Below are 13,570 nucleotides of genomic sequence, written 5' to 3'. Positions count from 1 at the left end.
GGAGAATCCATGATTCAATTTTCAATTAACAAGAATGTTTTTCTTCAAGCCTTAAATACTACCAAACGGGCTATTAGTCATAAAAATGCTATTCCTGTTTTATCCACAGTCAAAATAGATATTCATCAGGAAGGAATTACTTTAACTGGTTCAAATGGTCAGATTTCTATTGAAAATTTCATCTCTATTCAAGATGAGAATGCAGGTTTATTGATTTCCTCAACAGGATTTGTCCTCTTAGAAGCATCTTTCTTTATCAATGTGGTTTCTAGTTTACCTGATATTGTTCTGGATTTTAAAGAAATTGAGCAAAAGCAAGTTGTCCTGACCAGCGGCAAATCTGAAATTACCCTCAAGGGGAAAGAAGCTGAGCAATATCCACGTTTGCAAGAAGTTCCTACATCGAATCCTCTAGTTCTAGAAACAAAGGTCTTAAAAGAAACAATTAATGAAACAGCATTTGCGGCATCTACTCAAGAAAGTCGTCCTATTTTGACAGGTGTTCACTTTGTCTTGACAAACAACACTTCTTTGAAAACAGTAGCTACCGATTCTCACCGCATGAGCCAGCGTAAACTGACTCTTGAAAAATCTGGGGATAACTTTGATGTGGTTATTCCAAGTCGTTCTCTACGTGAATTTACTGCTGTTTTTACAGATGATATTGAAACGGTGGAAGTCTTCTTCTCAAATAATCAAATGCTCTTTAGAAGTGAGCACATCAGCTTCTATACTCGTCTCCTAGAAGGAACTTACCCAGATACAGATCGTCTGATCCCAGCCGAATTCAATACTACAGTTGTTTTTGATACAGCCAATCTGCGTCAAGCAATGGAACGTGCTCGTCTCTTGTCTAATGCGACGCAAAACGGAACTGTCAAATTAGAAATTGATAGTAAAGTTGTTTCAGCACATGTAAATTCTCCAGAAGTTGGTCGAGTGAATGAAGAATTAGATACTCTGGAAGTGAACGGTGAAGATTTAGTTATCAGCTTTAACCCAACTTACTTGATTGAAGCATTGAAAGCTGTAGATAGCGAACAGGTTAAAATTAGCTTTATTAGCCCTGTACGTCCATTTACATTGGTACCAAATGCAGATCAAGAAGATTTTATTCAATTGATTACCCCAGTTCGTACAAACTAAAGATAAAAGGGTCTATTCTGCAAAGAATGGCTCTTTTTTTAAATGTACAATCTAATCTGTGGTATAATACTGGCTAGTATTATAATTTATTTGTAAATCCTCGTGTGGGAAATCCAAACGCAGAATTCATTCCCCAGAGAATTCAATAAAAATATATTTTTAGAATTTAATCAGTGAGGAAAACATGTATCAATTAGGAACTTTAGTTGAAATGAAGAAGCCCCATGCTTGTACAATTAGGTCAACAGGGAAGAAGGCAAATTGTTGGGAAATTACACGTCTTGGTGCAGACATCAAAATCAAATGTACCAATTGTGACCATATCGTTATGATGAGTCGGCACGATTTTGAACGAAAAATGAAAAAAAATCTCTCACAACCTGAAAATGCTTGATTTTAAGCTATTTTGAGAAGCTTTGCAACTGACAGTTGCCATGAAAAGTGCTGGTTTTTATTGATGAGAGAGATTTTTTTAGAGAAAAAAGAGAAGTAGGTGGAATCATTTCACAATTTTCAACACAACTGAAAAACATCCGTCAAGCTAAAAATTTGTCTCAGGATGCCTTAGCGGAGCAACTCTTTATCTCTCGCCAGTCGATATCGAAATGGGAAAATGGAGATGCGACACCAGATTTGGAGAATTTGATCAAGTTGTCTGAGGTTTTAGGAGTGTCTTTAGACGAATTGGTAAAGGGGGAAAAGAAAGTTTCTTGTCAAAAAGGCGAAGATGATGACAATTTACATTTACTAAAAGGTCGTGAATATGTTATGAATCCTGAAACAGGAAAATATGAAAAGAGAGACGGTTTTGCAATCTTTCTGGATATATTTTCACTGGGCAAGCTTTTTTTCTTATTTTCTGCTATAATAGTCACGATTGAATAAAAATGATGGAGAAATAAATAATGGCTTTAACAGCAGGTATCGTGGGTTTACCAAACGTTGGTAAATCAACCCTATTTAATGCAATTACCAAAGCAGGAGCAGAAGCTGCCAACTATCCTTTCGCAACCATTGATCCAAATGTTGGAATGGTTGAAGTACCCGATGAACGTCTACAGAAGTTGACAGAGCTGATTACTCCCAAGAAAACTGTTCCAACAACCTTTGAATTTACAGATATTGCGGGTATCGTAAAAGGAGCATCTCGTGGTGAAGGTTTGGGAAATAAATTCTTGGCCAATATTCGTGAGGTGGATGCGATTGTCCATGTCGTACGTGCCTTTGACGATGAGAATGTCATGCGTGAACAAGGACGTGAGGATGCCTTTGTAGATCCTATCGCAGACATCGATACGATTAATTTAGAACTGATTTTAGCGGACTTGGAGTCTGTCAACAAACGCTATGCGCGTGTTGAAAAAATGGCGCGTACCCAAAAAGATAAAGATTCTGTTGCTGAATTTGCAGTCTTAGAAAAAATCAAACCTGTTCTTGAAGACGGAAAATCAGCTCGTACAGTCGAATTTACAGAAGAAGAAGCGAAAATTGTTAAGCAGCTATTCCTCTTAACGACAAAACCTGTTCTTTATGTGGCCAACGTGGACGAAGATAAAGTTGCAGATCCATATGGTATTGCTTATGTACAAGCTATTCGTGAATTTGCAGCAACTGAAAATGCAGAAGTTGTTGTGATTTCAGCGCGTGCCGAAGAAGAAATTTCAGAGTTGGATGAAGAAGAAGAACGCCAAGAATTCTTGGAAGCTATTGGCTTAACAGAGTCAGGCGTGGACAAGTTAACACGTGCAGCTTATGATTTACTTGGTCTAGGAACCTACTTTACAGCAGGTGAAAAAGAAGTTCGTGCTTGGACTTTCAAACGTGGAATCAAAGCACCGCAAGCAGCGGGGATTATCCACTCAGATTTTGAAAAAGGCTTTATCCGTGCTGTGACCATGTCTTATGATGATTTGATGAAATATGGATCTGAAAAAGCTGTTAAAGAAGCTGGACACTTACGTGAAGAAGGAAAAGAATATATCGTTCAGGATGGCGATATCATGGAATTCCGATTCAATGTGTAATACAAAATAATAAAAAAAATAGGTTGGAAATCTTTTTCCAACCCTTTTGGTGTTTAGGAGAGACAAATGGTAAAAATGATTGTTGGTCTGGGAAATCCAGGTTCAAAATATGCAGATACCAAGCACAATATTGGTTTTATGGTTGTTGACAGTCTTATAAAGAATCTTGACGTCAACTTTACAGAAGACAAAATTTTCAAGGCTGAGATTGGCTCTGTCTTTCTTAATGGAGAAAAAGTTTATTTTGTTAAACCGACAACTTTTATGAACAATAGTGGACAAGCAGTCAAGGCTTTATTAACCTATTTCAATATTGATATCAGTGACTTGCTGGTCATTTATGATGACTTGGATATGGAAGTAGGAAAAATTAGATTTCGCCAAAAAGGTTCTGCAGGGGGCCACAACGGTATTAAATCTATCATTGCACACATTGGAACACAGGAATTTGATCGTGTCAAAGTAGGGATTGGTCGTCCTCCACAAAAAATGACGGTCATCAACCATGTTATGAGTGGGTTTAAAGGGGATGATGCTATTGTCATGGAACAAACAATTGATAAAGTTGACAGTGCTGTCAACTTCTATTTACAGGAAAATGACTTTGAAACAGTTATGAGAAAGTATAACGGATAAATGAATATAATTGATTTATTGAGCCAAAATCCTCAAATTGGAAAATGGCAGAGCAACTTAAATAAATACACGCGTCAACTCTTAACTGGGCTATCTGGTTCAAGCAAAGTATTGACAATGGCATCAGCATTTGAACAATTAGATGAAAAAATAGTTATTGTGACAGCTAGCCAAAATGAGGCGGACCGTATTACGCAAGAACTGTCAAATATTCTAGGCTCGGAATACCTTTACAACTTCTTTACAGATGATAGTCCATTAGCAGAATTTGTGTTTACTTCGAAAGATAGGACACAATCCCGAATAGAAGCTCTCAATTTTTTGCTAGATTCTAAAAAGCAAGGGATACTTATTGTCAACTTGGCAGCCTTTAGAATTCTGTTACCAAAACCTGAAAATTTTCAAACTGCTCAGTTTCATCTGACACTCAATCAAGAAATTCAACTTGACAATATTGTCAAGTTACTAATTCAGACTGGTTATAAAAAAGTTTCACGAGTTCTCAGTCAAGGTGAGTTTAATCTTCGAGGTGATATATTAGATATTTACGAAATCAATAGTGAAAATCCTTATCGCATTGAATTTTTTGGCGACGAGATAGATGGGATAAGGACATTTGATCCAGAAAATCAACGTTCTCTAGAAAATATTGAGAATGTCTCTATATTACCTGCCTCCGAGATGATTCTGACAGCCTCAGAATATGAGAGAGCAACTCAAAAATTAGAAGCAGCCATATCTACTAGTAAAGATGAAGTCCAAATTTCGTATTTGAAAGAAGTCACTGCTGATATAAAAATAGCTGACCGACATCCAGATAGTCGAAGATTTTTATCCTATTTTTATGAAAAAGAGTGGACTTTGCTAAATTATTTGCCAACACACACAACTCTATTTTTTGATGATTTTCATAAAATGATGGATAATTATGCCTTTTTTGAAAAGGGAGCAGCAGAGTTGTTGACATCTGATTTACAAAAGGGTAAAGCTGTATCAAATCTAAATTATTTTGCTTCTCCCTATCAGCAATTACGAGAATACAAACCATCTAGTTTTTTCTCGACCTTTCAAAAAGGTTTAGGCAATTTGAAATTTGATGCCTTACATAATTTTAATCAGCATTCTAAGCAGGAATTTTTCAATCAGATTCCGTTGCTGAAGAATGAAATTCGCCGTTTTGAAAAATCAAACTACACTGTTATTCTGCAAACAGAGAATGAAGCAAGTTTACATAGTTTACAAGATATTTTACAAGAATATGATTTACATATTCCATTTACTAAGCCTCATGAACTCCTAAAAGGTCAGACTCAGATAACTTATGGGAATGTTAGTCAGGGATTTCATTTTTTAGATGAAAAATTAGTTCTGATTACGGAACATGAATTGTTCCATAAAAAAGTGAAGCGAAAAATTCGTCGAAAAAACATCTCCAATGCAGAACGGTTAAAGGATTACAATGAATTAGAAAAAGGTGATTACGTCGTCCATCATGTTCATGGAATTGGTCAATTTTTAGGGATTGAAACGATTGAAGCGGCAGGTATTCATCGTGATTATTTGACCATTCAATATCAAAATGCTGATCGCATTTCTCTGCCGATTGATCAGATTGATTTATTGTCAAAATATACTTCGTCTGACGGAAAAATGCCAAAAATCAATAAGTTGAATGATGGCCGTTTCCAAAGAACTAAACAAAAAGTGCAAAAGCAGGTGGAAGATATTGCAGACGACCTCATTCAGCTCTATGCAGAGCGTAGTCAGCTGACAGGGTTTGCTTTTTCAGAAGATGATGCTCAACAAGAAGAATTCGATAATCATTTTACTTATGCAGAGACGGAAGATCAGCTACGATCAATTGATGAAATTAAAAAGGACATGCAAAAATCATCACCCATGGATCGTTTGTTAGTAGGAGATGTTGGTTTTGGTAAGACAGAAGTGGCTATGCGAGCAGCTTTTAAGGCAGTAAATGATGGTAAACAAGTAGCTATTTTAGTACCAACAACTGTACTTGCTCAGCAGCATTACACTAATTTTCTCGAGCGTTTTGCAGAATTTGCAGTCAATGTTGATGTTTTAAGTCGTTTTCGAACAAAGGCAGAGCAGACCACAACACTTGAAAAACTCAAAAAAGGACAAGTGGATATCCTGATTGGGACGCACCGTATTTTGTCAAAAGATGTTGTTTTTTCAGATTTAGGTTTACTGATAATTGACGAGGAGCAACGCTTTGGTGTTAAACATAAAGAAGCCTTAAAAGAGCTGAAAAAGAAAATTGATATTTTGACCTTGACAGCTACCCCAATTCCAAGAACTCTCCACATGTCCATGCTAGGAATTCGCGATTTATCTGTTATTGAAACGCCACCAACTAACCGTTATCCTGTCCAAAACTATGTCATGGAGACTAATCAGACAGTTATTCGCGATGCTATTTTACGGGAAATAGACCGTGGTGGACAAGTTTACTATCTTTACAATAAAGTTGACACTATAGAGAAAAAAGTTTCCGAATTGAGGAAATTAGTTCCAGAAGCTTCTATCGGTTTTGTCCATGGTCAAATGTCAGAAATTCAGCTAGAAAATACACTTTACGCATTTGTTGAGGGAGAGTACGATGTCTTAGTAACGACTACTATTATTGAAATAGGGGTAGACATTCCAAATGCTAATACTCTCGTGTAGGTCGTTCCAATCGAATTGCTTACGCCTACCTCACGTATCGACCAGATAAGAACTTGACAGAGGTATCTGAAAAGCGTCTAGAAGCCATCAAAGAGTTTACAGAACTTGGATCTGGTTTCAAGATTGCCATGCAAGATTTGTCAATTCGAGGTGCTGGGAATATCCTGGGAGCCTCTCAAAGTGGTTTTATCGATTCAGTAGGTTACGAGCTCTATTCTCAATTATTAGAAGAAGCCATTATAGCGAAGCAAGGCAAACAGAAGAAGCGTGAAAAATCAAACAGCGAAATCAATCTGCAAATAGATGCTTATTTACCAAGTGATTATATTTCTGATCAGCGACAGAAAATTGAAGTTTACAAGAAAACAAAGGAGATTGACAGTCGTGTAAACTATCAAGAATTACAGGATGAACTCATTGATCGCTTTGGTGAATATCCAGATGTGGTGGCTTATTTGCTGGAAATTGGACTCTTAAAATCGTTAGCAGATCAGACCTTTACTCATCTAGTGGAACGCAAACAGGAATACATTTTTATTACCTTTGAAAATAAAGCAGGTCAAATTTTCCTCACACAAGACTATTTTAAAGCCTTGTCTGAAACCAATTTAAAAGCTAGGATTTCAGAACATCAGGGAAGTTTACAGGTCGTTTTTGATGTTCGTAAGAAAAAAGATTTTGAAATTTTGGAACAACTCATGCTCTTTTTCGAAGGACTATCGGCCATAAAAGAAGAAAAATTTTAAAGAAAAATAAACTTTTTTCTTCTTGACAAAGGTTTTTGACAAGAAAAAGTTCATTCGTCTAAATTCTTGTATGATAAACTAGTGGCAGTTAATCTAAAATGATAGAACAAAGGAGCAAGATATGGATTTTCATAGGAGACTAGTTGAATTAAGAAATCAAAAATACATTTCCCAAGAACAATTGGCTGAAAAACTCTATGTTTCACGTCAAACAATTTCCAACTGGGAGAGAGGAAAAACTTATCCTGATATCAATAGTCTCTTGATTATTTCAGTCTATTTTGATGTTTCTTTAGATTATCTTATTAAAGGAGATGTGGTTATTATGAAACATCAGGTTAGTCAGTCGCAGTTAAGAAATTGGCTCATTTTAAGTGGGATTTTATTCTTTGCTATGTCAGTTATTTTCCCAACCAGATATTTGTCTGATAGCAATATTTTTTCAATCTATTTTCCTATTGTTGGAATGCCACTACTTTGCTGTCTTTTCCAAGTTTTTTATATTCTTGGTAATAAAAAAACAATACTTTTACCGACATTTTGAATTTTTTAGAGAATAAGGAACATCCATTCAAAGTCAGGCATGAAATTTGGTGGTTTATCGTCTTTTTAATGGGCATGTTTCTAATTTTCTTCAACTTTCCTTTTCTGGTAACAATCTGCAGCTGACTGTTTGTTGGCTGTTTTTTGCTCTGCTATTTTTCAAAAAAGTGGTAAAATAGAAGAGATTGTGAGGTGTATCATGAGACTAGATAAATATTTAAAAGTATCGCGGATTATTAAGCGTCGAACTATCGCTAAGGAAGTAGCGGATAAAGGACGTATCAAGATAAATGGGGTGCTAGCCAAATCGTCAACCGACGTAAAAATTGACGATCAAATTGAAATTCGTTTTGGAAATAAATTACTAATCGTCAAAGTTTTGGAAATGAAAGATTCTAACAAAAAAGAAGATGCACTGAAAATGTATGACATCATTAGTGAAACAAGGATTGAAGCAGATGAGGAACTCTAAAGTTTTACAGTTTAATAATGCCTATATTCAAGATGAATATCGTAAAAAACAAATTCGAGAAGAAGAAAATCGTAAGAAAAATCGTTTTATGGGTTCGATTTTGATTCTAGCGGTGTTCTTATTTGTCTTGCCAACCTATAATTTAGTTGAAAGTTATAATAGTTTAAAACAAAAAGAGCAACAACTGGTCGATTTAAATAATCGTTATCAAGAATTATCTGAGGAAGAAGAGTTAGAATCTTCTTTGGTGAAAAAATTAGGAGATAATGATTTTGCAGCTAAGTATGTCCGAGCCAAATATCAATATTCGAAAGAGGGGGAATTTGTGTATAATATCCCAGGGTTATTACCAAAATGACAGATTCTATTGTAAAAACAGTTGAAATTTTTTTATCATATTCAGATCAAAAGTTAGAAGAATTATCCCTTAAAAATAAAAAACTCCAGCTCAATGAAAAGAAAGAAGGAGAAAAGGAAAAATAGGAAGGAGGAATCATGCGAAAATCATTAGTCGTTCTGATGTTACCGGTGCTATTTGCAAGCAGCCGAGTGGACAGTACAGAAATTCCCTTTGCTCTAAGCAATCAGGAAAAGTATGAATTGAATCAAAAAAACTACCAAAGTAATTTTGGCACCGTTCCTCAAAATCCAAATGTTTCTTCTGCTGTGTTCACTTATCTTGACGTAAATTTGACAGAAGCTGACAAGGTATTACAACCTAATCAACCTTTTGAGATCGTGGCCGCGTTGGTAAATAACAAACAGCAACAAATCTTTCAATTATCAAATAACACATTTATTCTTGCCGATTCTTCTATTATTTTCGATGATGTGATATTAGAAGAAACTAGTAGTAATCAAGTATATTGGACAAAAAAAGATTTTATAGTCTATACAAGTCCAATCGGGAATCAAGCCGAGAAAAAGAACGTTTCAATAAAAGCTTATCAGTCTATTGCAGCAAAGTCTCTTTTTAAGACATATTTGGGAACTTTTGCAAAAATCGATGAGAAAACCTATATAAAACTAAGTGATTTATCTGATACAGACAACCGTATAGAAGCTGTCCAAACCATGCTTGATAAGAAGTATAATTCATCTAAGTATGGCATATATGTAAAACAATTAACAACTGGTAGGACAGCTGGTGTCAATCAAGAACAGAAAATGTATGCAGCCAGTATTTCAAAATTACCTGTACTTTATTACGCTCAAGAACAGATTGACAACGGAAAATATAACTTGACACAAGATTTACAATATCGTAAAGAAGTGATGAACTTTCCTGGATCCTATTCAGCCGAGGGAAGTGGCGTACTTTCTAAAACGGCAGATGATAAAAATTATGAAATCAAGGATTTAATAGATAAAATTTCAAAATTATCCGATAATGCTGCTAGTAACCTCTTAGCTTACTATACCACCAACCAATTTGATTCGGAATATTATCAAAAAATAGATGCAATAACTGGAAAACATTGGGATATGAAGAGTCGTCAAGCTTCACCCCAAATGGCTGGTCTCATGATGGAGGCTATTTATGAACAAAATGGCTATGCACTTGAGAGTTTAACAGGGACTAATTTTGATAACCAGCGAATTGCACGCAATATCCCTGTTCCAATCGCCCATAAAATAGGAGATGCTTATGATTTCAGACATGATGTTGCTGTTATTTATGCTGATTCTCCCTTTATTCTTTCTATCTTTACTAATCAGTCGGATTACGACACTATTTCAACTATTGCAAACGATATATACAGCATTTTAAAATGAAAAATGAAAAATTTTTAAAAGTGGCACAAGAACGTCACTTTTTTGATAAACACAAACATGTTTTAGTAGCAGTTTCAGGCGGGAAAGATTCTATGTGTCTGCTTCAAACTTTATATGATTCACGTGAAACGTTAGAAATCAACTTAGGAATTGTCCATATTAATCATGGTCAGCGAAAAGCTTCTGAGAAGGAAGAGGACTATCTTAAAGATTGGGCTCACGAACATGGAATTCCTATTTTTATAGATTATTTTCAAGGGAAATTTTCTGAGATGGCTGCGCGTGATTTTCGATATGGCTTTTTTAAAAAAGTGATGAAAGATAAAGGTTACACCGCATTGGTAACAGCCCATCATGCTGATGATCAAGCAGAAACTATTTTTATGAGATTTTTGCGAGGGAGTCGCTTACGTCACCTATCTGGTATTGCTCCTGTTCAGTCTTTTGGTCCTGGTCAGTTAATTCGACCATTTTTGGATTTTAGAAAAGACGAGCTAGAAGTTTTATTTTATTTCGAAGATGAGTCAAATAATGGGACTGATTTTTTGCGTAATCGTGTGCGTAACCTTTATTTGTCCGACTTAACAAAAGAGAATCCTAAGTTTGAACAAGCATTGGTTGATTTTGGTCAGGAAACAGAACTCCTCTTAACTGCCTTGAAGTTTTTAACAAAAAACATAATAGTGACAGATATGCAACAATTTTTGGTACAAGAAGAAGCTATTCAGTATTTTTTATTACAAGATTACATAGAAAAAATTCCTGATTTAGAACTAACGAAGGCACAATTTCAAGCAGTGTTACATATTTTAAGAACTAAAGCGAATTACTGTCAGCATCTGAAGAAAAATTACTATCTGATTAAAGATTATAGGAATTTTACTATTGAAAAAATAGTTCCAAAGACGGATGAATTTCTCGAAAATCTTACGATAAAATCACAAGGTCTTTATTCTTTCGGCAAATTTATTTTTTCTTTGGATCAAGTTTTAGAAAATGCAGATCAAGTTTTATTTCTGGAAAAAAATCAGCCCCTTGCTATCCGAAAACGACAAAATGGGGATGTTTTGCTCTTAAACGGCTATCATAAAAAAGTAAATCGCTATTTTATAGATCAAAAAATTCCTCAAAAAGAACGGGACGAAACATATATTATTGAGCAAAATAAAAAGGTTTATGGAATTGCTAATATTGTTGCTAGTGATTTGAGTAAATTACTAAAAAATGATACAATGAAATCTACACTATATATAAAAATGAAAGAGTAAATAGATTTATGTTGGAAAAAGATATTCAAAAAATTCTGATTACACAAGAAGAAATTGTTGCCCAGAGTAAAATTCTGGGTCAAAAATTGACAGAAGAATACAAAGATAGAAATCCATTGCTCGTTGGTATTTTGAAAGGATCTATTCCTTTTATGGCAGAGCTTGTCAAACATATTGACACGCATGTTGAGATGGAATTTATGGTAGTTTCCAGCTATTATGGTGGGACAGAAAGTAGTGGTTCTGTAAAAATTATCAAAGACGTTGATGCAAATGTGACAGGTCGTGATGTGATTTTCGTGGAAGATATCATCGATACAGGTCGTACTTTGAAGGAGTTAAAAGAACTCTTTGAATTGCGTGATCCAGTCTCTATTAAAATTGTTACCATGCTGGATAAACCAGAAGGTCGCATTGTTGAAATTGATGCAGATGTAACAGTCTTTACCATCCCAAATGAATTTGTGGTCGGTTTCGGCTTAGATTATAAGGAAAATTACCGTAATTTACCATACGTTGGTGTATTAAAAGAAGAAGTCTATTCAAAATAGAAAAAAGGTTATTCGACACATATGAACAATCCAAATAATAAAGGATTCATTCGCAATCCTTTTCTCGTTATCCTGCTAATTGCTACAATCATTACAGGGTACCAGTTTTTTGCTGCGGGAAGTCAGGTTTCAACTCATGAAATTAGCTATTCTGAAGTCATCAAGGAACTAGAAAATGGTAATGTAAAAGACATTACTTATCAACCAGATAGCAGCATTATTCAAATCACGGGTACTTATAAAAAAGCAGTAGAAGAAGATAGTGAATTAACTTCTGCTATTCAATTATTCCCAGTCAAAGAAAAAACTACTTATAAAAAGTTCTCTTCTATTATATTGGCAGCAGATTCGACTATTTCTAATTTGCAAACATTAGCTGATAAAAATGACGTGAAGGTGACCATTAAACCAGAAAGTACAAATGGGATTTGGTTCTCTCTTCTTATCAATTTATTACCACTTGGAATTTTCGTGGCTATTTTCTTCATGATGATGAACCAAGGCGGAGGAGGCGGTGCTCGAGGCGCCATGAACTTTGGCAGGAACAAAGCTAAAGCGCTTGAAAAAAGTACTGTAAAAGTTCGTTTTTCTGATGTTGCAGGTGCAGAGGAGGAAAAACAAGAACTTGTTGAAGTTGTTGAATTCTTGAAAGATCCAAAACGCTTTACAAAACTTGGAGCTCGTATTCCGGCTGGTGTTCTTTTAGAGGGTCCTCCGGGGACAGGTAAAACTTTATTAGCGAAAGCTGTCGCTGGTGAAGCTGGTGTTCCATTCTTTTCTATTTCTGGTTCAGATTTTGTTGAGATGTTTGTTGGTGTTGGTGCCAGCCGTGTACGTTCTTTATTTGAAGACGCTAAGAAAACCGCACCAGCCATTATCTTTATAGATGAAATTGATGCAGTTGGTCGTCAACGCGGAGTTGGTATGGGTGGTGGCAACGATGAACGTGAACAAACTCTTAACCAATTGCTGATTGAAATGGATGGTTTTGAAGGAAACGAAGGGATTATCGTTATTGCGGCGACAAACCGTAGTGATGTTCTTGATCCGGCTCTTCTTCGCCCAGGACGTTTTGACCGTAAAGTATTAGTAGGACGTCCAGATGTTAAAGGACGTGAAGCTATCTTGAAAGTTCACGCTAAGAACAAACCACTGGCAGATGATGTCGATTTGAAACTTGTAGCACAACAAACTCCTGGTTTTGTTGGTGCAGATTTGGAAAATGTTCTAAATGAAGCAGCGCTGGTAGCTGCTCGTCGTAATAAAACAGTTATTGATGCTTCGGATATTGATGAGGCGGAAGACAGAGTTATTGCAGGACCATCTAAGAAAGATCGTCAAATTTCAAATCGTGAACGTGAGATGGTCGCTTACCATGAAGCAGGACACACAATTGTTGGTCTTGTATTATCAAATGCTCGAGAAGTGCATAAGGTAACAATTGTTCCTCGTGGGCGTGCAGGCGGATACATGATTGCCCTTCCTAAAGAAGACCAAATGCTTCTTTCCAAGGAAGATATGAAAGAGCAATTAGCAGGTTTGATGGGAGGTCGTGTAGCAGAAGAAATCATCTTTAATGCTCAAACTACAGGAGCATCGAATGACTTTGAACAGGCTACTCAAATGGCGCGTGCTATGGTTGCTGAATATGGTATGAGTGCCAAGATGGGCCCGATGCAGTATGAAGGAAACCATTCTATGTTTGGTGGTTACACGA

Annotated in this window: 13 protein-coding genes and 1 pseudogene; all 14 read left to right on the top strand. The window is 35.8% G+C overall.

Annotated elements, in window-relative coordinates; all coding sequences use genetic code 11:
• The first annotated feature begins 9 nt into the window (after positions 1 to 9).
• Complete coding sequence (gene dnaN, locus AEX56_RS00070) at positions 10 to 1,146, top strand: DNA polymerase III subunit beta (RefSeq protein WP_049617425.1); 1,137 nt, start codon at positions 10 to 12, stop codon at positions 1,144 to 1,146.
• A 184-nt stretch (positions 1,147 to 1,330) separates the two neighbouring features.
• The gene (locus tag AEX56_RS00065; RefSeq protein ID WP_049617424.1) at positions 1,331 to 1,540 is read left to right on the top strand and encodes a DUF951 domain-containing protein; all 210 of its coding nucleotides are present in this window, start codon (positions 1,331 to 1,333) and stop codon (positions 1,538 to 1,540) included.
• A 107-nt stretch (positions 1,541 to 1,647) separates the two neighbouring features.
• Positions 1,648 to 2,031 carry a helix-turn-helix domain-containing protein gene (locus AEX56_RS00060; protein ID WP_049617501.1) on the top strand — a complete coding sequence of 128 codons (384 nt, stop codon included), beginning with the start codon at positions 1,648 to 1,650 and terminating at the stop codon, positions 2,029 to 2,031.
• 20 nt (positions 2,032 to 2,051) lie between these two features.
• Positions 2,052 to 3,170 carry a redox-regulated ATPase YchF gene (gene ychF / locus AEX56_RS00055; RefSeq protein ID WP_049617423.1) on the top strand — a complete coding sequence of 373 codons (1,119 nt, stop codon included), beginning with the start codon at positions 2,052 to 2,054 and terminating at the stop codon, positions 3,168 to 3,170.
• Positions 3,171 to 3,236: 66 nt separating this feature from the next.
• Entirely contained in the window at positions 3,237 to 3,806 is a 570-nt protein-coding gene (gene pth / locus AEX56_RS00050; protein WP_049617422.1) for an aminoacyl-tRNA hydrolase, read from the top strand.
• Positions 3,807 to 7,243 (top strand): annotated as a pseudogene (gene mfd / locus AEX56_RS00045) (transcription-repair coupling factor).
• A 121-nt stretch (positions 7,244 to 7,364) separates the two neighbouring features.
• Entirely contained in the window at positions 7,365 to 7,787 is a 423-nt protein-coding gene (locus AEX56_RS00040; protein WP_236682924.1) for a helix-turn-helix domain-containing protein, read from the top strand.
• A 198-nt stretch (positions 7,788 to 7,985) separates the two neighbouring features.
• Positions 7,986 to 8,258 carry an RNA-binding S4 domain-containing protein gene (locus tag AEX56_RS00035; protein ID WP_049617421.1) on the top strand — a complete coding sequence of 91 codons (273 nt, stop codon included), beginning with the start codon at positions 7,986 to 7,988 and terminating at the stop codon, positions 8,256 to 8,258.
• Entirely contained in the window at positions 8,245 to 8,616 is a 372-nt protein-coding gene (locus tag AEX56_RS00030; protein WP_049617420.1) for a septum formation initiator family protein, read from the top strand. The genes AEX56_RS00035 and AEX56_RS00030 overlap by 14 nt, the downstream gene beginning before the upstream one ends.
• Positions 8,613 to 8,741, top strand: a complete 129-nt coding sequence (locus AEX56_RS00025; RefSeq protein WP_049617419.1) for an SP_0009 family protein — start codon at positions 8,613 to 8,615, stop codon at positions 8,739 to 8,741. Before AEX56_RS00030 ends, AEX56_RS00025 begins: the two co-directional genes overlap by 4 nt.
• A gap of 12 nt (positions 8,742 to 8,753) precedes the next feature.
• Positions 8,754 to 10,034, top strand: coding sequence for a serine hydrolase (locus AEX56_RS00020; protein ID WP_049617418.1), 1,281 nt, complete (start codon positions 8,754 to 8,756; stop codon positions 10,032 to 10,034).
• Positions 10,031 to 11,302 (top strand): tRNA lysidine(34) synthetase TilS, encoded by a 1,272-nt coding sequence (tilS, locus tag AEX56_RS00015; RefSeq protein ID WP_049617417.1) that lies wholly within the window; start codon positions 10,031 to 10,033, stop codon positions 11,300 to 11,302. Before AEX56_RS00020 ends, tilS begins: the two co-directional genes overlap by 4 nt.
• A gap of 8 nt (positions 11,303 to 11,310) precedes the next feature.
• Positions 11,311 to 11,853 (top strand): hypoxanthine phosphoribosyltransferase, encoded by a 543-nt coding sequence (gene hpt / locus AEX56_RS00010; protein ID WP_049617416.1) that lies wholly within the window; start codon positions 11,311 to 11,313, stop codon positions 11,851 to 11,853.
• A 21-nt stretch (positions 11,854 to 11,874) separates the two neighbouring features.
• Positions 11,875 to 13,570 (top strand): ATP-dependent zinc metalloprotease FtsH (ftsH, locus tag AEX56_RS00005; RefSeq protein WP_049617415.1); only part of this gene is annotated, 1,696 nt, incomplete at its 3' end.

Origin of the sequence: Streptococcus sp. X13SY08, assembly GCF_001182825.2 — a bacterium.
GTDB lineage: Bacteria > Bacillota > Bacilli > Lactobacillales > Streptococcaceae > Streptococcus.
The sequence above is the reverse complement of the archived record's forward strand: the minus strand, read 5'-3'. Positions and strand labels throughout refer to the sequence as shown.

Bases quoted from the DNA above. Each gene is read 5' to 3' on its own strand.
- dnaN (WP_049617425.1), top strand. From the start codon at position 10: ATGATTCAATTTTCAATTAACAAGAATGTTTTTCTTCAAGCCTTAAAT.
- AEX56_RS00020 (WP_049617418.1), top strand. From the start codon at position 8,754: ATGCGAAAATCATTAGTCGTTCTGATGTTACCGGTGCTATTTGCAAGC.
- tilS (WP_049617417.1), top strand. From the start codon at position 10,031: ATGAAAAATGAAAAATTTTTAAAAGTGGCACAAGAACGTCACTTTTTT.
- AEX56_RS00030 (WP_049617420.1), top strand. From the start codon at position 8,245: ATGAGGAACTCTAAAGTTTTACAGTTTAATAATGCCTATATTCAAGAT.
- AEX56_RS00025 (WP_049617419.1), top strand. From the start codon at position 8,613: ATGACAGATTCTATTGTAAAAACAGTTGAAATTTTTTTATCATATTCA.
- AEX56_RS00065 (WP_049617424.1), top strand. From the start codon at position 1,331: ATGTATCAATTAGGAACTTTAGTTGAAATGAAGAAGCCCCATGCTTGT.
- AEX56_RS00040 (WP_236682924.1), top strand. From the start codon at position 7,365: ATGGATTTTCATAGGAGACTAGTTGAATTAAGAAATCAAAAATACATT.
- pth (WP_049617422.1), top strand. From the start codon at position 3,237: ATGGTAAAAATGATTGTTGGTCTGGGAAATCCAGGTTCAAAATATGCA.
- AEX56_RS00035 (WP_049617421.1), top strand. From the start codon at position 7,986: ATGAGACTAGATAAATATTTAAAAGTATCGCGGATTATTAAGCGTCGA.
- ychF (WP_049617423.1), top strand. From the start codon at position 2,052: ATGGCTTTAACAGCAGGTATCGTGGGTTTACCAAACGTTGGTAAATCA.
- hpt (WP_049617416.1), top strand. From the start codon at position 11,311: ATGTTGGAAAAAGATATTCAAAAAATTCTGATTACACAAGAAGAAATT.